This window comes from Streptomyces silaceus (assembly GCF_001419745.1).
GTDB classification, from domain to species: Bacteria; Actinomycetota; Actinomycetes; order Streptomycetales; family Streptomycetaceae; genus Streptomyces; species Streptomyces silaceus.
Map to the genome: position 1 here is coordinate 1 of NZ_LIRJ01000142.1, position 17,234 is coordinate 17,234.

The following is a 17,234-nucleotide window of genomic DNA, read 5'->3' on the forward strand; positions in this document are numbered from 1 at the left end:
CGCTCCGTCCTTCCCGGGTGCCCCCTGGTTCACCTTTCACATAAGCGTCGTCAAGAGTCCCCGCGCCCCGTCTTGCGGATTTCCGGTAAGGAATGCATGGGGGTCCGGAGAATTGATCATCGCGTGGCTTGATCAATTCCGGAATCGCGTCGGATCTCACTTCGCACGCCTCTCCGGTCACCGAACGGAGTATCGATAGTTCACCGCTTGGAACGGCGCAAACCGGGACGTTCGGCCTCTTGGGGCGCTCCCGAGGGGTGTGTAACGTCCGCGTTTCTCCCTCCCCGGAGAGCCGCTCCGACCTGCGAATACCCCGTTCCGGCAGCCCTCCGCAGCACGTTTCTGTCGGTGTTGTCAAGCCCCGAGATATGCCCTGACCTGCGAAAACGCCATTCAGAAGAGGCGGTTCTCGTGTTAGGATGGATAGCCACGGAAGGGGTACCTGTCACATGACGTTCAAGGTTGGCGACACCGTGGTCTATCCCCATCACGGGGCCGCGCTGATCGAGGCCATCGAAACTCGCCAGATCAAAGGCGTGGACAAGACCTACTTGGTGCTGAAGGTCGCCCAGGGCGACCTGACGGTGCGTGTGCCAGCGGACAATGCGGAGTTCGTCGGCGTGCGTGATGTGGTCGGTCAGGATGGACTGGACCGGGTCTTCGAGGTGCTGCGCGCGCCGTACGCCGAAGAGCCCACGAACTGGTCGCGTCGCTACAAGGCGAATCTCGAGAAGCTCGCCTCCGGCGATGTCATCAAGGTCGCGGAAGTCGTGCGCGACCTGTGGCGTCGGGAGCGCGAGCGCGGTCTTTCCGCCGGTGAGAAGCGGATGCTCGCCAAGGCTCGCCAGATCCTGGTGAGCGAGCTCGCCCTCGCGGAGAACACGAACGAGGACAAGGCCGAGGCCCTGCTCGACGAGGTCCTCGCGTCCTGACGCGGACGGCCTGAGGAGCATGCCCCGCGTATGCCCTGGCTGTCGTGCGCTTGCCCAGGCGCAGTAATGCCGCGGTGCCCGCTGACCCTTCAAGGAGTCGCCGGGCGCTGCGGCATGTTCGTACCCAGGTATTTCTCGGTACTTCTCGATATCTCTCGTACCCAGGCAGACACGTGTTGCGGCCCCCAGGGAGCCGTGTTTGGCGTGCCGGGCTCGGGCAGCTGGCTCGACCAGATGTCACGGAAGGGTCCGGTCAAGGCGTCGCGCCCGGCACGGTGTGGCCATACCCATGTCGGCCGAGCACACAAACCTGAACGGAACCGATGACTAGCGAATCCCGTACCGCGGTGGTCATTCCGGCGGCAGGACGGGGCGTACGCCTCGGCCCTGGCGCCCCCAAGGCGCTTCGAGCGCTGAACGGCACCCCGATGCTCATCCACGCCGTGCGCGCGATGGCCGAGTCCCGTGCCGTCTCCCTCGTCGTCGTGGTGGCGCCGGCCGACGGCGCCCCCGAGGTGAAGACCCTCCTCGACGACCACGCGCTGCCCGAGCGCACCGACTTCCTCGTCGTCCCCGGCGGCGACACCCGCCAGGAGTCCGTGCGGGCCGGTCTGGACGCCCTGCCGCCCGGCTTCGACATCGTGCTCGTGCACGACGCGGCCCGCCCGCTCGTGCCCGTCGACACGGTCGACGGCGTCATCGAGGCCGTCCGCGACGGAGCGGGCGCCGTCGTCCCCGCGCTGCCGCTCGCGGACACCGTCAAGCAGGTCGAGCCGCAGGCCGCGGGGGTGCCCGAGCCCGTCGTGGCCACGCCCGAACGGGCGAGGCTGCGCGCCGTGCAGACCCCGCAGGGCTTCGACCGCGCGCTCCTCGTGCGCGCCCACGAGTCCGTCACCGAGAACGTCACGGACGACGCGAGCATGGTCGAGCAGCTCGGCGAGGCGGTCGTCGTGGTGCCCGGACACGAGGAGGCGTTCAAGGTGACGCGCCCCCTCGACCTCGTACTCGCCGAAGCCGTGCTCGCGCGCAGGAGGGCCAACGATGGCTTCTGAGACCCCCGGGACCCCGGCTCCCGTCCTGCCCCTGGTCGGCATCGGCACCGACATCCACGCCTTCGAGGAGGGCCGCGAGCTGTGGTGCGCGGGCCTGAAGTGGGAGGGCGAGGGCCCCGGCCTCGCCGGGCACTCCGACGCCGACGTCGTCGCGCACGCGGCGTGCAACGCGCTGTTCTCCGCGGCCGGCCTCGGCGACCTCGGCGCGCACTTCGGCACGGGCCGCCCCGAGTGGTCCGGCGCCTCCGGGCTGACGCTGCTCACCGAGGCCGCCCGCATCGTGCGGGACGCCGGCTTCACCGTCGGCAATGTCGCGGTGCAGGTCATCGGCCCCCGGCCGAAGATCGGCAAGCGTCGCGAGGAGGCGCAGAAGGTCCTCTCCGAAGCGGTCGGCGCGCCCGTCTCGGTCTCCGGGGCGACCACCGACGGCCTCGGATTCCCCGGCCGCGGCGAGGGTCTGCAGGCGATCGCGACCGCGTTGGTCGTACGTACGGCGGGCCGAGGCTGATATTCGGGGTAGTGGTACGCCGCGTACCGGCGTATGCCTCGTACAGCCAGCCGCCCACGAAGGAGTGACATCCATGTCCGCCGCACTGTCCGACGACCTCAAGCAGCTGCTCGACACCCCCGTCTTCGTCTCCGTCGCCACCATCCAGCCCGACGGCAGCCCCCAGGTCTCCCCGGTCTGGGTCAAGCGCGACGGCGACGACCTGCTCTTCTCCACCACGATCGGCCGCCGCAAGGAGAAGAACCTGCGGCGCGACCCGCGCGTGACGGTGCTGTTCCAGCCCTTCGACGCCCCGTACTCGTACGCGGAGATCCGCGGCACCGCGGAGCTGACCACCGAGGGCGGGCAGGAGCTCATCGACGAGCTGTCGGTGAAGTACACCGGAAAGAAGTACGCGGAGTTCAACCCGGCCTCCAAGGACGACGCCGAGCGCGTCGTCGTCCGGGTCGTCGCCCGCAAGGTCGTCGGCAGCATCTGAGGGGCGCCGCAACGTCACAGTTCCGTGCCCCGTGTCCCCATGGGGCACGGGGCACTGCCCCGCGCCCACTACCCTGGAGTGGTGACGATTCGCCTGTACGACACCAGCGCCCGGCAGATCCGTGACTTCAGCCCGCTCAACAGCGGTTGTGTCTCGATCTACCTGTGTGGTGCCACCGTCCAGGCGGCGCCGCACATCGGGCACATCAGGTCCGGACTGAACTTCGACATCATGCGCCGCTGGTTCACCTACCGCGGCTACGACGTGACGTTCGTGCGCAACGTGACCGACATCGACGACAAGATCATCAGGAAGTCGGCCGAGCAGGACCGCCCCTGGTGGTCGATCGGGTACGAGAACGAGCGCGCGTTCAACAACGGCTACGACGCCCTCGGCTGCCTCCCGCCCACGTACGAGCCGCGTGCCACCGGCCACATCACCGAGATGGTCGAGATGATGCGCGGCCTCATCGAGCGCGGCCACGCCTACGAGTCCGAGGGCAACGTCTACTTCGACGTGCGCTCCTTCCCGTCGTACCTGGAGCTCTCCAACCAGGAGCTGGACAACCTGCTCCAGCCCGAGAGCGAGGGCGAGACCGGCAAGCGCGACCCGCGCGACTTCGCCATGTGGAAGGCCGTCAAGCCGGGCGAGCCCAGCTGGGAGACGCCCTGGGGCCGCGGCCGACCGGGCTGGCACCTGGAGTGCTCGGCCATGGCCCACAAGTACCTGGGCACCGAGTTCGACATCCACGGCGGCGGGATCGACCTGATCTTCCCGCACCACGAGAACGAGATCGCCCAGGCCAAGGCCTTCGGTGACGCCTTCGCGCGCTACTGGGTGCACAACGGCTGGGTCACCATGAGCGGCGAGAAGATGTCGAAGTCCCTCGGGAACTCGGTCCTCGTCAGCGAGATGGTCAAGCAGTGGCGCCCGATCGTCCTGCGCTACTACCTGGGCACCCCGCACTACCGCTCGATGATCGAGTACAGCGAGGAGGCCCTGCGCGAGGCCGAGTCGGCGTTCGCCCGCATCGAGGGCTTCGTGCAGCGCGTGGTGGAGAAGGCCGGCGGGGTCGTCGACCCGGCCGCCGAGGTGCCGCCCGCGTTCGCCGAGGCCATGGATGACGACCTGGGCGTCCCGCAGGCGCTCGCCGTCGTGCACACCACGGTCCGCCAGGGCAACAGCGCCCTGGCCGCCGACGACAAGGAGGCCGCCGTGGCGCGCCTCGCCGAGGTGCGGGCCATGCTCGGCGTCCTCGGCCTCGACCCGCTCGACGAGCACTGGGGCGGTGGCGAGGGCGACCGCGGCGAGGATCTGCACGGCGTCGTGGACACCCTCGTCCGGCTGGTCCTCGACCAGCGCGAGGCCGCCCGCGGCCGCAAGGACTGGGCCACGGCCGACGCGATCCGCGACCAGCTCAACCAGTCGGGCCTCGTCATCGAGGACAGCCCGTCCGGGCCGCGCTGGACGCTCGGACCGCGCTAGCCGCCCGCTGATGTGCCGCCCGGCCTTCCGGGCGGCACACTTCATAGACGTACACCTCGTGCGCGTACGCAGGTACGCGCCCACGCATCACGACAGACAGGTAGGTCATGGCCGCTAACAACCGCCGCATGTCCGGCAAGAAGGGCGCGCAGGTCGGCAGCGGCGGCAATCGGCGCCGCGCACTGGAGGGCAAGGGCCCGACGCCGCCCGCCGAGATGCGCAAGGGGCATGTGAAGAACCGCATCGCCAACGCCAAGGCCAAGAAGGCCGCGGGCCGCCGCCCCGCGCCGAAGGGCCGCGGCGGCAAGTCCGCCTCCGAGCTGGTCGTCGGGCGCAACCCCGTCGTCGAGGCGCTGCGCGAGGGCGTGCCCGCGAACACGCTCTACGTCCAGCAGTTCATCGACAACGACGAGCGGGTGCGCGAGGCGCTGCAGCTCGCCGGGGAGCGCGGCGGCATCCACCTGATGGAGGCGCCGCGGCCCGAGCTGGACCGCATGACGAACGGCCTCAACCACCAGGGGCTCGTGCTCCAGGTGCCGCCGTACGAGTACGCGCACCCCGAGGACCTCGTCGCCGCCGCGTTCGACGAGGGCGAGGACCCGCTGATCGTCGCCCTGGACGGCGTGACGGACCCGCGCAACCTCGGCGCGGTCGTGCGGTCCGTGTCCGCGTTCGGCGGCCACGGCGTCGTCGTACCGGAGCGGCGTGCGGCCGGGATGACGGCCGGCGCGTGGAAGACGTCCGCGGGTACGGCGGCGCGCACGCCGGTCGCCCGCGCGACGAACCTGACGCGCGCCCTCGAGCAGTACAAGAAGGCGGGCGTCGCGGTGGTCGGCCTGGCCGCGGACGGTGAGCACGAGGTCGGTGACCTGGAGGCCCTCAGCGGTCCCGTCGTCATCGTCGTCGGCAGCGAGGGCAAGGGGCTCTCGCGGCTGGTCGGCGAGACGTGCGACTTCCGGGTGCGGATCCCCATGCCGGGCGGGGCGGAGTCCCTGAACGCCGGTGTGGCGGCGGGTGTCGTCCTGTACGAGGCCGCCCGGCGCCGCGGCTAGTTCCTCCGGATGTCCGGGCCGTCGTTGATCGCTTGACGCGGCCCGGACATTTCTGCGTGGTCAAGGCAGTGTCCTAAACACACATCACTCGGTTAGATGAGTGTGGACACCAGAACATCCCGCACACCCACGGGGGGAAGCTCGTCGGGGTTCGACGACACTCCCGCGCTGAGCATGGTGAAGGTGCCGAGCGACCCGGCGCAGGTCATCGTCAATCACGCGAGCTTCCGCGTGCAGCTTCCCGCCGCTGGGCGCACTCAATCCCCGCGAATCTCACGGCACTTGGGCCGAACCGACGAGACGGTGCGCATCCCCGTCGTCGGCACGACGGCCAAGCGCCGCGCGCCCGTCGTCTGGAGCGGGAAGTCCGAGCCGGGCGACCCCGGCGCGACCGGCCTGCTCCAGGCCGTGCGCGGCACCGGCGTACGCCGAACGGCCGAGGGCCCCTTCGACGACGGCGGCGCCACCCAGGTCATCCCGCGCGTCGAGATCGACGAAGGACCCGAGACCGCGCAGACGCCCGCCGTCGGCGGCCCCGGCGAGCCCGAGACGCGCCTGCTGCCGCAGATGCGGCTGCCCAGCAGCGACTACGACGAGAGACTCGCCGAACAGGGCGAGGACCACGACGCGTACGAGGACGACGAGGACGACGGCACGGGCACCGAGCGGGCCCGGCGGCACGGGGCCGACCCGGTCCGGCACGCCTACTACCCCGGGCGCCGGATGAACCTCGGCGTCGTGCTGCTCCCGCTGCGCGTCTTCCTCGGCTTCATCTCCATCTACGCCGGCATGGGCAAGCTCTGCGACCCCGTCTACTTCGACGGCGGCGAGCGCGGCTCCATGGTCAAGTGGCTGAACTCGCTGCATCCCTGGGCGCTCGCCGAGCCGCTGCGCGACTTCGCGCTCCAGCACCCCGTGGGCGCCGGGCTCAGCATCGCCTTCCTCCAGGTCATCGTCGGCGTGCTGACGGTGCTCGGGCTCTGGCAGCGGGTCGCCGCCTCGATCGGCGTGCTGCTGTCGGCGGCGCTCATCGTCACGGTCAGCTGGAAGACGGTCCCCGCCTATGACGCGCCGGACATCATCTACCTCGCCGCCTGGTCGCCGCTGATCATCGCGGGCGCCCCCGTCTACTCCGTCGACGGCCGTCTCGCCGGTGAGGCCTGGCGCACGCTCGGGCCGCGCGCCGACATCTGGGACCTGCGCCGGCGCGTGCTGCGCAGGGGCGGACTCGTCGGCGCGGTCGCCGTCGGCGTCACGCTGCTGGTCGGGTCGCTGCTCGGCGGCGCGGTGCGCGACGCGGACCGGGTCACCGTGCCCGGCCCCGGCGAGGCCCCGCGCAACGAACTGCCGGGCTCCCCGCTCCCGCAGGACCCCGCGAAGAGGAAGCAGAGCCGTCAGTCGCAGTCGCCGTCCTCCTCCGCCGGGACGTCCCCGACGCAGGGCAGCTCCGCGTCCCCGACGCAGGGCGCGACGGCGCCGGGCACGGCCCGCGAGACCGGCACGGCCGGCTCCACGCAGCAGCCCAGCCAGACGCAGGGCAGCTCCACGGCCGGCCAGGCCCCGCCGCAGCAGTCGGCGCCGCAGCAGCAACAGCAGCAGCAGCCGCCCGCCTCGACCTCCGGTCCCGCCTCCAGCGGCGGCGGGAGCACGGGCGGCAGCGGCGGCCCGAGCGGCTCGGGCGGCGGCTCCGGCGGCGAGCGGCCCGGCCTGCTGGGCGGTGTGTTCGGCCGCTGATCCGCCGGTGGTACGACGAAGGGGCCCCGCACCATTCCCGGTGCGGGGCCCCTTCGTCGTACGCGGCGCGGGAGAAGCCGTCTCTCAACGGCTCTGCGCGGCAAGCTCCTTGGCGGCCTCGGTGAGGTCCTTCGCGGTGTCGATGGCGCGCCAGTAGGCGCCCTGCGGCAGCGGGAAGCCCGCCAGGCGCTTCTCGCGGGCCAGCCGCGGGAACGTGGTGCGCTCGTGGTCGCCGAGGTCCGGCAGGAGCGCGGTGAAGGACGCCGAGAAGACGTACACGCCCGCGTTGATGAGGTACGGGGACGGCGGGGCCTCGATGAAGTCCGTGATGTGGCCGAACGCGTCCGTCTCGACGGCGCCCCACGGAATGCGGGGGCGGGCCAGGGCGAGGGTCGCGGTGGCGTCGCGCTCGGCGTGGAAGGCCGCCATGTCGCGCAGGGAGAAGCGGGTCCAGATGTCGCCGTTCGTCGCGTACCAGGGCTGGTCCGCGTGCGGCAGGTGCCGGGCGGCGTACTTGAGGCCGCCGCCGCGGCCCAGGGGCTCCTTCTCGACGACCGTGCTGACGTTCAGCGGGAGGTCGGCGGAGTCGAGCCACTCCTGGAGGACCTCGGCGAGGTGGCCGCACGAGACGACGGCGTCGGTCACGCCCTCGGCGGCCAGCCAGGCAAGCTGATGGCCGATGATCGGGGTCCCCGTGCCGGGGATCTCGACCATCGGCTTGGGCCGGTCGTCGGTGTAGGGGCGGAGGCGGGAACCCTGGCCTCCGGCCAGGACGACGGCCTGCGTGGGCTTCAGCGTGGTCATGCCGGAAACCCTACGCGGCGGTACGGGCAGGGCCGCTCAGCCGTTCTGGAAGGCGGCCACGCCCGACGCGAAGGACGTGTCGCAGACGGGCCTCGCGTACGACTGGGCGCGGCTCGGGCCGTAGGCCTGCACGGCGGCGCGGCCGAGTGCGCGGGCGATGGCGACACAGTGCCGGGCGAGCGACGGGTGGCGGTTCACCTCCTGCTGGAGGTGCGTCAGCGCGATGCCCGGGTTCTTCTCCTGGAGCTCCATGAGAAGGCGGTCGCGCAGGATGTCCTGCGGGGCGCGGGACTTGGCCGGCTTGGACAGGTTGTCGGCCGACGCGGTGAGCATCGATTCCGACGAGTTCCCCGACCAGTTGACGCTGGTGACCGCTAGGGTCCCGGAAAGCACCAGCATCACGGGCAGTACGAGGGCGAGGGTGCGGCCGATGCGGCGGGCGGGGCCCCGGTGCGCTCGGCGCGGCTTCTGGGTGTAGTTGGCGGAGTGCGTCACGCGTGTGAGCGTAGCGCTAGGTGATGATTTGGCGACATTTAGTCACTCGGTCGAGCGATGGAGGAGAAGGTTTCTCCAGAGTGATGTTGACGCCGCAGGGTCGAAATGACCCGGCTTGCCGGGGTATTTGTCGACAACCCGCCGGGTGCCCGCGAATGCACGCAAAGCGATCCGCGCGGCCACGCGAAAGGGCCCCGCACCGGAGTGCGGGGCCCTTCAGAAGATATGACGGGTCGTCAGTCGCTGAGGCGCTCGCCCGTCGACGTGGAGAACACGTGGGTCTCGCCCGGCCGCGGCACGACGTGCAGCTGGGTGCCCTTCTCCGGGACCTGGCGGCCGTTCACGCGGACCACGAGGTCCTTGTGCTCGCCGCCGACCTCGGCGGAGCCGTAGACGTAGCCGTCGGCGCCGAGCTCCTCGACGACGTTGACGGAGACGGCGAGGCCCGCCGGGGCGTCCTCGGTCTCCTTGGAGAGGGCCTTGGCGGCGGCGCCGTTCTGCTCGACGACGTCGAAGTGCTCCGGGCGGACGCCGACGGTGACCGTGCGGTCGCCGCGGTCGGCGGCGGCGGAGAGCGCCTCGCGGTTGACCGGCACCACGGAGTTGCCGAACTTCACGCCGCCGTCGGTGATCGGGACCTCGACCAGGTTCATGGCGGGGGAGCCGATGAAGCCGGCGACGAAGAGGTTCGCCGGGCGGTCGTACATGTTGCGGGGGCTGTCCACCTGCTGGAGCAGACCGTCCTTGAGGACCGCCACGCGGTCGCCCATGGTCATGGCCTCGACCTGGTCGTGGGTGACGTACACCGTGGTGATGCCGAGGCGGCGCTGCAGCGACGCGATCTGCGTACGCGTGGAGACGCGGAGCTTGGCGTCGAGGTTGGAGAGCGGCTCGTCCATGAGGAAGACCTGCGGCTCACGGACGATCGCGCGGCCCATCGCCACACGCTGGCGCTGGCCGCCGGAGAGCGCCTTGGGCTTGCGGCCCAGGTACTCGGTGAGGTCGAGGATCTTCGCCGCGTCCTCGACCTTCTGGCGGATCTCGGCCTTGTTGACGCCGGCGATCTTGAGCGCGAAGCCCATGTTGTCGGCGACGGTCATGTGCGGGTACAGCGCGTAGTTCTGGAACACCATGGCGATGTCCCGGTCCTTCGGCGGCAGGTGCGTGACGTCGCGGTCACCGATGCGGATGGCGCCGGCGTTCACGTCCTCCAGGCCCGCGAGCATGCGGAGCGAGGTGGACTTGCCGCAGCCGGACGGGCCGACGAGGACGAGGAACTCGCCGTCCGCGATCTCGATGTCGAGACCGTCCACGGCGGGCTTGTCGCCACCCGGGTAGATGCGGGTCGCCTTGTCGAACGTAACAGTGGCCATGGTGAGGGCCCCCTTCACCGGCAGGAACGTGCCGGACGATCCGAGTAGAGGGAGTGGTGTAGTCCACCTGGGTGAACTGCTCGTGACCGTACCCCGGAGCCCCGCGGTCTGTCAGTAGTCGGCGTGCGGTGAGCTTCGAGGAAATTTTCGACGGGCGCACGGGCGGTGTTGGTTACACTGCACGGGCACGCCCGGTGCGCGCCTCCTTAGCTCAGCTGGTCAGAGCGCCGCTCTTGTAAAGCGAAGGTCGTCGGTTCGAATCCGACAGGGGGCTCTACCCACTACCTGGGACAACGGCCCCGCGATCACTGATCGCGGGGCCGTTGACGGTAGAAGCTGACGGCAGTCGCCCTCAGCGACGCCGTTTGAGCAGGCGGTCCATGTGCCCCATGGCCTCACGGCGGTCGCCATCGCTGACGTGTGTGTAGACGTTCATCGTCACCGCGATCTGAGAGTGCCCCAGGATCTCCATGACGGTGCGGGGCGCGACCCCGGCCGCGAAGAGCAGCGACGCACAGCCGTGCCGAGTGTCGTGCAGGCGAACCTTCGGCAGCCCTGCGGACTCTGCGATCCGCAGGAACGAGCGGTACAGGTTCCGGGGCTCGATGGGGCGACCACTCCGCGTGGTGAACACGTGATCGCTGTCGTGCCACTCGGCGCCGGCCGCTGCTCGCTGCTGGGCCTGCCGCAGTCGCTGCCACCGAAGCGGCGCGACGCACATCAGCGGAATCGGGACCATGCGTGCGCGGCGGTTCTTCGTGGTGTCGAGGTACAGGTCTTTGCCGCCCCGATTCAGCGTCGTGCGCACCGTGAGGGTGCGGCGTTCAAGGTCTACGTCCGTCCATTGCAGCCCGAGGATTTCCCCCCGGCGCAGGCCGAGGGCAACGGCCAGGACGAACGCAGTGTGGAGCGGGTCGGAGCGCGAGGCTTCGAGGAAGGTCAGAGTCTGATCCAGGGACCAGGGGTTGAGCGCGCGCGGTTCGACGCGGGGCGCTGGAACCAACTGCACCACGTTGCGACTGATCAACTCCTCACGGCAAGCGGCCGTCAAAGCCGTGCGAAGCACGCGGTGCGCTTCCTTGGCGGTGGCCGCCGATGCCTGCGTGGTCACCTTCGCGACCATCTGCCGAACGTTGGCTGTCGTCAGCGATTCCAAACGTCGACTGCCGAGAAGCGGCACGAGGTAGAGGCGCACGTGCATCTCGTACTTCACGTACGTGGTGCGCTTTCGATGGGGCTCGATGTACTCCGCGAGCCAGTACGGCAGCCACTCGGAGAGCTTGGCGGAGCGGGAGGGCGTAGGGATGCCTTGGCGGTCCCGCCTGACAAGCTCCTGGCGCTTTTCGTCGCACTCCTCCCACGTGGCGCCGTAGACCGTCTTGCGCTTGCGAGTGCCGTCCGGTTGGGGCACGTAGACGCGTGCCTCATAGCGTCCGTCCTTGCGCTGCCAGATGCTGCCGGCGCCGTTGGGGTTCCTCTTGCGGGGGGACATCAGGCTGCTTCCTCCAAGCGGTCATGCATGAACTGACGGACTGCGTCGGCGGGAATCCGGCGGCACCGGCCGGACTGGAAACTGCGAAGTTCTCGGGAGCGGATGAGGTCGTAGACCTTGCTGCGGCTGAGGCGCAGTGCGTCCATCACTTCGGAGACCGTGAGCGCCTGGTGGGTGGTGGGCAGGGGGGTACTCATCGCGGCTCGTCTCCCTAAGCGGAGTGATTTAGCCCGGGGCGCGGGCGTATCTGTCCGAGGCTCGGATTTCTGCGTCATCGCGTCATCTGTGTCACCCGCAGCGGATGACCTGCGGTTTTGAGTGACGTAGAGGGTTGGGCTGCGTCACCCTTCTGCGTCACCGATGACGAACGCGATGACGCAGGTGACGCACGATGACGCAGCGGCAGGCCGTCTGCGTCACCCCTATACGCACAGGTGAGGGGACGTTTTCTGCCCTCGGGTGACGCAGGTGACGCAGCGTCTTCCCTCTTAGGACAAAAGAAGGGGTGTCTGTTGGTAGTTGGTGCGCCTTAGGGCGTGAAGAAGGAGCCGCTGCGCGGCGCGTCCTTCGGGCGGCGTTCCGCCGAACAGCAAGAGGAGCACGCCTCGCGGTGGCTGGTGCTCTTCTTGCTTGTTCGGGCGAGCCCGTGTGGTCGCGGGTCAGAAGGCTCGCTTCTGCTCGTGTGGCGGTGGGTCTTCGCGGCGGGTCATTTCGAGGTAGCGGCCCTCTTTGGTGCGCCCGGAGTCGATGAGGACGCCCCGGGCGGCGAGGGTCGGTTGGAGACGCTTGAGGCGGTCGGAGAGGACCTTGCCGGTGGTCGGCCACCCCTTGGGCAGGGGGCGCACCTCGTCGCTGCTGTAGAGGCCGCTGAGGAGGTGCAGCCACTCCGTGGACGTCATCCGCTGCGCTCCGCCGGGGGCGATCGTCTCGGCGTGCCGGAGGACGGTCTGCGCGAGCAGGTCTCCCTCGATCACGTCGTCGTTCAGGTCGTCCAGGCTCGCCCGGTAGGCGGCGAGTGAACCGAGCCCGGTCGCGGCATCGAGCTGCGCACACAGATGCGCGAAGTCCGCCATCCGCAGGTCGGTTGGCGTCTCCGCCTGCACGGCCCGGACCTTGACGGTGAGGTCCAACAGCGACCCGAGGACGACGGGCAGCACTTTCTCGTAGTCCGCCCACAGCTCCGCTTCTGTACGCCGGACCTTGGGTCGCTCTAGGCGCAGGGGGAGGAGGCGTTCGGCGAGGTCGGGGCGGATGACGCCGACGTCGATGCCGGTCAGGAGCAGGGGGCGGCGGTAGCCGACGCGGAAGACGTCGCCGTCGGTGAACAGGGCGCGCTTGACGCTTTCGGCGCCGGTGACGATGCAGCACATGGCGTCGGACAGGTCCGGGGTCATGTGGGAGAGGTTGTCCAGGGCCGTGACCCAGCCCGCCGCCACGGCCGCGATCAGGTTCTCCTCGTCCTTGGGCGCGCGTCGTAGGTCGCCGGTCATGCCCTCCACGATGCGGATGAGCATCCGCCCGCCAGTGGACTTGCCCGCGCCCTGCGGCCCGGTCAGGAACGGCGCCGGGACGGGGACGGACGGGCCGAGGCAGCCGATGAGCCAGGCAAGGGCGAGGGATTCGGTGTCGGCGGTGGCGAAGTTGCACAGCCGCATCAGCAGGTCGATGCCCTTGCCGTCGGTGTCCTTGACTGGCAGGGGCAGTTCCCCGGTGAGCTGGGTACGCCGCCAGCACACCTCACGTGGGTCAGGCACGGTGATCTCCCAGCCGGTGGGGTGGATACGCACGGACTGCCCGTCGTCGCGGCCCAGGTCCAGCCACGTGGCCCCGTCAAAGCCCGGGGCGACGCGGATGTGCACGGGCTGCACGTCCTCGCTCAGCGCGAGGGCCTCGATGAGGTCCAACGCTTCCTTGATGGCGCTGCCGTTGAAGACGCCGCGTCCGTCGCGGAAGAGGCCGACCATGAGTTCCTGCCGGTGGCTTCCGGTGGTGCCCTGGGAGCGGATCGGGCGGGCCACGGGGTGGCCGTTGCGCTGCGCGTAGACGGTGCCGTCGGGGGTGCGGAAGTAGCGGAAGTGGGCTTGGGCGTAGTCGGTGATGACTTCGCGGGCGGGCGTCTTGTCGTCGTCAGCCACGATCACACCCCCAATGTGGTGCGGGCGTTGGCCCACGCGTCCGTGCAGTGCCGCACGGACTCGCCCTTGGCCTGCGCGGCGGTGAACAGCCGGGCAACGTGGGCGTCGGTGAGGCAGCCGCACCGACCGTGCGTGGAGAGCACGGCCAGGAACGTGCGGTACACGGTGGCGTGCACGCCGCTGGTGGCCTCGGTGATGCGCTGCTCCGCCATGGCGAGGCCTCGGGCCAGGAACGCGGGCGTGCGGTGCGGGCACGCCGCGTCCCCGTCCGGTGCGGGCACGGCCAGGGCCTGCGGTGCGGGCTGGACCGAGGCGGGCTTGCTCGCGGCCAGCGCGCGTACGGCGTGCGGCAGGGCGGTCACGGTGCCGGTGCCGGGTCCGAGCCAGCGGGTGTAGGCCATCGTGGACTTGATGTCCACGCCGGGGCGCACCGCGTTGGCGGACTGCATCGCACCGAGGTAGAGCCAGTGCTCACCTCGGGTGGTGGGCACGGTCTGCGTGGCGGGCAGGTGCTCGCGGGCCCACGTGATGGCGTCGGCGTTGTCCAGGTCCACGACCGTCAGCCCCGCCCCGCCGGGGTGGTAGGCGACCGCGCTCGCGCGCAGCCACGCCCTGCGCCAGATACCCGAGTTGATGACGTCCGGGTCGGTGGTCGCGGCCGCCCATCCATGGCAGGGCCCGAGGCAGGCGCACGGCCCGGGGGTCTTCATGTTCGGCCGGCCACCGCACGAGGTGTACAAGCATGCGGGGCAGTTGGCGAAGGGCACCTTTCCGGCTCGTAGCGGCAGTACGGGCACGCCGGAGGCGGCCAAGGTGAGAGCGGCCCGAAGGTGCTCTCCCCGGATGTCGGTGGGTTGCGTCATGCTGGAGACCTCCACAGGTCTGTTGAGGACTGGAGACAGGGGCGGCCCCGCGGCTTTGGCGAGACGGGGGCCGCCCTTGGCGTAGCTAGCCGTGGAAGTGGTTGCGCTTGAACACGGCCTTGCGGATGTTGAAGGTGTTGCCGCCCCTGCCGTGGCCGAGGACCTGGGCGGCGATGAAGCCGCCGAAGATGACGGCGGCCAGGATGATGAGCTGCTGCACCAGGGCGGCGAGGGCAGTGATGAATGTGGTGAGCAGGAGCAGGCCGCCGCAGATGGCGCCGAAGCCGATGCCGCCGAGCGCGATGTTCACCGCTGTGCGGGAGACGGCGGGCTTGACGGTGGCGGGTTCGGGCTTGGCGGGCTCGATGGCGTAGCCGGTCACGACGCGGCCGTCGGGCAGCACGATGGACTGCACTGCCGCGACGTGGCCGTTGGCCTGTGCGGGCACGAGCGGGGCGGCTTGCAGGGGGACGATCGGGGTGGGGTGGTGGACGGTCACGGCCCGTTCCACGGGCGCGTTCGGCTGAGGTTCGGGGTGCATGCGGAATCCCTTCTCGCACGGGTTCAGGGAGGCGACGGCACCCCCTTTCGGGAGTGCTGTGGAGGGGGTTTGAGGGGGCTGACCTGGGGTGCCTCCCTGTCTCCCTGAGCGATCATTCGCGCAGGTCAGGGCCAGGGAGGCGGGGCAGGGAGGCGGGCAGGGAGTTCTCCCTGCCTCCCTGACCCGGCGGCTGTCGGCTCCCTCTAGTCGATCGCGGAAAGCGGAGCGTCGCCGTTGTCGTCGGGGCGGTTGGCCAGCGCGCGGGCGACCTTGTCTCGGGTGACGACCATGACGCCGTCGGACTTGTGCGGCTCCGCACCGGCGGCGTCGAGGACGCGCTTGAGGTCGATGAAGGACCACTTGCCGTACGCGCCCGCGTTCAGCGCGGCGAGCCGGGCGAGGACGTCCTTGGTGCGCACGCGGGGCGTGTCCCCGAGCACGGAGAGGATGTCGGTGAGCGGGTCGCGCTGCTCGCCGCGGTCGATGGCGTGCAGGGTGGTGACGCCGTCGCGCAGGGCCTTGGCGCGGTCGGTGAGGGCTTGGGCGGCGTCGTCGTCGATGTAGTGCGTGCGCACCGTGATCGACGACTGGCCGGCGGGGATGGCGATGCCGTCGGAGGCGACGACCAGGGTGCCCCGGTCCAGCCCCGGACGCAGCAGATTCGGGGCCGCGCCCCCGTCGACGGCCTTGTCGCCGAGGGCCATGCGGGCCTGGGATTCGGTGCCCAGGGCGAGGGAGGCGCGGGTGTGGGCGCCCTCGCGGACCAGCTTGGGCAGGTTCTCGTTGGTGGGGTCCTGGGTGCCCTGCCACATCAGGACGTTCACGGCGCGGCCCTGGTTGTGGATTTTGCGGACGGCCATGAAGTAGCGGGAGTTGGCCTTGGCGCCGCCGTAGGGGCGCTTCTGGTCGTCCTTGGCCGGGCACATGAACGCCACCTGCGCCTCGTCGACGAGCACGATGAGCGGGGGGAAGGTGGTGCCGGGCGGGGCCTGGATGCGGCGGTTCATCTCCTCGACCGCGCCCTCGACCATCTCGGTGACCTCGATGACGTGTTCGTCGGTGGGGCCCTGGATGAGGGTGGAGGCGAGGCCGTCGAACATGGCCCAGTCGCCGACGCCCTTGAGGTCGCCCATGAGGAACTGCACCGACTTGTCGAGGGCCAGCCACAGGGCCAGGGAGCGCAGCGCGACGGTCTTTCCCTGGTTGGACAGGCCGGTGATGAGCAGGTGGCGCTGGTAGAGGCTCAGGGCGGCGGCGTCGCCGCGCAGGTCCTGGCCCCAGGGCGCCTTCCCCTTGGCGTAGTCGGCGGTCATCGTCTGGTCGGTGACCAGCGGGGAGGGCCCGATCGGCTCGTCCAAAGCGCCCGAGTCGGCGACCCACAGCCGGACGGTGCGGGCGGCTTGGGGGAGGGTGATGAACACCTCGTGTTCGTGCCGGGTCAGGTTCTCCGCCAGCTTGCGCCGGCGCTGCTGTACTTCCACGGTGGACACCCCGGAGGGCAGGGTGACGTCGACTTCGATGCCGCATCCGGCGATGCGGATGGGGCCGAGCATGGCGGCGCCGGCGTCGCCCATCTCCTTGATGGCCTTGGCCAGCGCCGGGACGCCGAGGTCGCGCAGGGCCTTGACGACGATGGACGGGGTGATCGGCTCGCCCTCGCCGTTGCGGATGCTGGCGGGCAACGCCCAGGCGGGGGCGGCCTGTTGCTTGCTGCCGACGGCCCACAGGGCCAGCAAGGCGAGGAACGGGCCGATGGTGAGGGCGGGGCCCCAGACGACCTGGACGATGCGGATGAGCAGGCCGATGAACTCGATGACGGCGCCGAGCGGGGTGAGCACGTCGGTGACGGTGCCGGTGTTGATGGCCATCACGACGCCGAGCGCGACCAGGGATCCGATGCCCATGCCGGTGCCGACCGCCACGCCCTTGGCGGCGTCGATGGGGGAGTGGAGCAGGTCCATGCGGCGGCGGTGGCGGGCGTCGCGGAAGCGCTGCAGGCGCTCTTCCCATTCCTGGGCCACCTCGTAGTTGCCGGCGGCTTCGGCGGCGCGGAGCATGCGTTCGTAGCGGGCGCCGGTACGGCCGTCCCAGGTGCGGCGGGCCACGATCCGGCCCCCGCCCATGACGTAGAGGGTGTGGCGGGCGGCCAACCGGCCCGCTTCGCGGGTGCGTTCGTGGGTGGCCGCGCGTTTCACGGCGCGTCCGGAGCGCACCCACAGCGGCACGGGCGGGGTCGGTGCGGGGTCGGGGACCACGGTCAGCGTGGTCACGGGTCCGGTCGTGGTGGTGT

Annotated in this window: 16 protein-coding genes and 1 tRNA gene; 8 read left to right on the forward strand and 9 right to left on the reverse strand. The window is 70.5% G+C overall.

Going from position 1 to position 17,234, the window contains the following annotated elements; translation table 11 throughout:
* Nucleotides 1-449 precede the first annotated feature (449 nt).
* The 7 genes from AOK22_RS15220 to AOK22_RS15250 all read left to right on the forward strand — a co-directional run bounded on the left by AOK22_RS15220 (nucleotide 450) and on the right by AOK22_RS15250 (nucleotide 7,241).
* The gene (locus AOK22_RS15220; protein ID WP_003953493.1) at nucleotides 450-932 is read left to right on the forward strand and encodes a CarD family transcriptional regulator; all 483 of its coding nucleotides are present in this window, start codon (nucleotides 450-452) and stop codon (nucleotides 930-932) included.
* Nucleotides 933-1,255: 323 nt separating this feature from the next.
* The gene (ispD, locus tag AOK22_RS15225; protein ID WP_055699186.1) at nucleotides 1,256-1,984 is read left to right on the forward strand and encodes a 2-C-methyl-D-erythritol 4-phosphate cytidylyltransferase; all 729 of its coding nucleotides are present in this window, start codon (nucleotides 1,256-1,258) and stop codon (nucleotides 1,982-1,984) included.
* Complete coding sequence (ispF, locus tag AOK22_RS15230; RefSeq protein WP_055699187.1) at nucleotides 1,974-2,492, forward strand: 2-C-methyl-D-erythritol 2,4-cyclodiphosphate synthase; 519 nt, start codon at nucleotides 1,974-1,976, stop codon at nucleotides 2,490-2,492. Before ispD ends, ispF begins: the two co-directional genes overlap by 11 nt.
* A 73-nt stretch (nucleotides 2,493-2,565) precedes the next feature.
* Complete coding sequence (locus tag AOK22_RS15235) at nucleotides 2,566-2,970, forward strand: PPOX class F420-dependent oxidoreductase (protein ID WP_055699188.1); 405 nt, start codon at nucleotides 2,566-2,568, stop codon at nucleotides 2,968-2,970.
* An 81-nt stretch (nucleotides 2,971-3,051) separates the two neighbouring features.
* Nucleotides 3,052-4,455: a cysteine--tRNA ligase gene (gene cysS / locus AOK22_RS15240; protein WP_055699189.1), complete on the forward strand. Its 1,404-nt coding sequence runs from the start codon at nucleotides 3,052-3,054 to the stop codon at nucleotides 4,453-4,455.
* Nucleotides 4,456-4,562: 107 nt separating this feature from the next.
* Nucleotides 4,563-5,507, forward strand: coding sequence for a 23S rRNA (guanosine(2251)-2'-O)-methyltransferase RlmB (gene rlmB, locus AOK22_RS15245; protein ID WP_055699190.1), 945 nt, complete (start codon nucleotides 4,563-4,565; stop codon nucleotides 5,505-5,507).
* A 96-nt stretch (nucleotides 5,508-5,603) separates the two neighbouring features.
* On the forward strand, nucleotides 5,604-7,241 hold the full coding sequence (locus AOK22_RS15250; protein ID WP_237773475.1) for a DoxX family protein: 1,638 nt from the start codon (nucleotides 5,604-5,606) through the stop codon (nucleotides 7,239-7,241).
* A gap of 84 nt (nucleotides 7,242-7,325) precedes the next feature.
* Here AOK22_RS15250 and AOK22_RS15255 read toward each other — a convergent pair whose 3' ends face one another.
* The 3 genes from AOK22_RS15255 to AOK22_RS15265 all read right to left on the reverse strand — a co-directional run bounded on the left by AOK22_RS15255 (nucleotide 7,326) and on the right by AOK22_RS15265 (nucleotide 9,913).
* A complete protein-coding gene (locus tag AOK22_RS15255; protein WP_055699192.1) occupies nucleotides 7,326-8,045 on the reverse strand; it encodes a nucleotidyltransferase family protein in 720 nt (239 codons plus the stop codon).
* A 36-nt stretch (nucleotides 8,046-8,081) separates the two neighbouring features.
* On the reverse strand, nucleotides 8,082-8,540 hold the full coding sequence (locus AOK22_RS15260) for a hypothetical protein (RefSeq protein WP_055699193.1): 459 nt from the start codon (nucleotides 8,538-8,540) through the stop codon (nucleotides 8,082-8,084).
* 236 nt (nucleotides 8,541-8,776) lie between these two features.
* Complete coding sequence (locus tag AOK22_RS15265; protein ID WP_055699194.1) at nucleotides 8,777-9,913, reverse strand: ABC transporter ATP-binding protein; 1,137 nt, start codon at nucleotides 9,911-9,913, stop codon at nucleotides 8,777-8,779.
* Between the two features lie 200 nt (nucleotides 9,914-10,113).
* On the opposite strand from AOK22_RS15265, the gene AOK22_RS15270 reads away from it, so the two are divergent.
* A tRNA-Thr gene (locus tag AOK22_RS15270) sits at nucleotides 10,114-10,187 on the forward strand.
* 78 nt (nucleotides 10,188-10,265) lie between these two features.
* Here the strand turns inward: AOK22_RS15270 and AOK22_RS15275 are convergent.
* The 6 genes from AOK22_RS15275 to AOK22_RS15300 form a co-directional block, all read right to left on the reverse strand.
* Nucleotides 10,266-11,405 carry a tyrosine-type recombinase/integrase gene (locus tag AOK22_RS15275; protein WP_055699195.1) on the reverse strand — a complete coding sequence of 380 codons (1,140 nt, stop codon included), beginning with the start codon at nucleotides 11,403-11,405 and terminating at the stop codon, nucleotides 10,266-10,268.
* Nucleotides 11,405-11,602, reverse strand: a complete 198-nt coding sequence (locus AOK22_RS15280; RefSeq protein ID WP_055699196.1) for a helix-turn-helix domain-containing protein — start codon at nucleotides 11,600-11,602, stop codon at nucleotides 11,405-11,407. Before AOK22_RS15280 ends, AOK22_RS15275 begins: the two co-directional genes overlap by 1 nt.
* 462 nt (nucleotides 11,603-12,064) lie before the next feature.
* Nucleotides 12,065-13,540: a hypothetical protein gene (locus tag AOK22_RS15285; RefSeq protein WP_055699199.1), complete on the reverse strand. Its 1,476-nt coding sequence runs from the start codon at nucleotides 13,538-13,540 to the stop codon at nucleotides 12,065-12,067.
* A gap of 2 nt (nucleotides 13,541-13,542) precedes the next feature.
* The gene (locus tag AOK22_RS15290) at nucleotides 13,543-14,403 is read right to left on the reverse strand and encodes a bifunctional DNA primase/polymerase (protein WP_055699197.1); all 861 of its coding nucleotides are present in this window, start codon (nucleotides 14,401-14,403) and stop codon (nucleotides 13,543-13,545) included.
* A gap of 85 nt (nucleotides 14,404-14,488) precedes the next feature.
* A complete protein-coding gene (locus AOK22_RS15295) occupies nucleotides 14,489-14,944 on the reverse strand; it encodes a hypothetical protein (protein ID WP_055699198.1) in 456 nt (151 codons plus the stop codon).
* 203 nt (nucleotides 14,945-15,147) lie between these two features.
* On the reverse strand, nucleotides 15,148-17,214 hold the full coding sequence (locus AOK22_RS15300; RefSeq protein WP_063795262.1) for an FtsK/SpoIIIE domain-containing protein: 2,067 nt from the start codon (nucleotides 17,212-17,214) through the stop codon (nucleotides 15,148-15,150).
* Nucleotides 17,215-17,234 lie beyond the last annotated feature (20 nt).

Coding starts and splice junctions, on each gene's coding strand:
- AOK22_RS15220 (WP_003953493.1), top strand. CDS start 450: ATGACGTTCAAGGTTGGCGACACCGTGGTCTATCCCCATCACGGGGCC.
- ispD (WP_055699186.1), top strand. CDS start 1,256: ATGACTAGCGAATCCCGTACCGCGGTGGTCATTCCGGCGGCAGGACGG.
- ispF (WP_055699187.1), top strand. CDS start 1,974: ATGGCTTCTGAGACCCCCGGGACCCCGGCTCCCGTCCTGCCCCTGGTC.
- AOK22_RS15235 (WP_055699188.1), top strand. CDS start 2,566: ATGTCCGCCGCACTGTCCGACGACCTCAAGCAGCTGCTCGACACCCCC.
- rlmB (WP_055699190.1), top strand. CDS start 4,563: ATGGCCGCTAACAACCGCCGCATGTCCGGCAAGAAGGGCGCGCAGGTC.
- AOK22_RS15250 (WP_237773475.1), top strand. CDS start 5,604: ATGAGTGTGGACACCAGAACATCCCGCACACCCACGGGGGGAAGCTCG.
- AOK22_RS15255 (WP_055699192.1), bottom strand. CDS start 8,045: ATGACCACGCTGAAGCCCACGCAGGCCGTCGTCCTGGCCGGAGGCCAG.
- AOK22_RS15265 (WP_055699194.1), bottom strand. CDS start 9,913: ATGGCCACTGTTACGTTCGACAAGGCGACCCGCATCTACCCGGGTGGC.
- AOK22_RS15275 (WP_055699195.1), bottom strand. CDS start 11,405: ATGTCCCCCCGCAAGAGGAACCCCAACGGCGCCGGCAGCATCTGGCAG.
- AOK22_RS15280 (WP_055699196.1), bottom strand. CDS start 11,602: ATGAGTACCCCCCTGCCCACCACCCACCAGGCGCTCACGGTCTCCGAA.
- AOK22_RS15290 (WP_055699197.1), bottom strand. CDS start 14,403: ATGACGCAACCCACCGACATCCGGGGAGAGCACCTTCGGGCCGCTCTC.
- AOK22_RS15295 (WP_055699198.1), bottom strand. CDS start 14,944: ATGCACCCCGAACCTCAGCCGAACGCGCCCGTGGAACGGGCCGTGACC.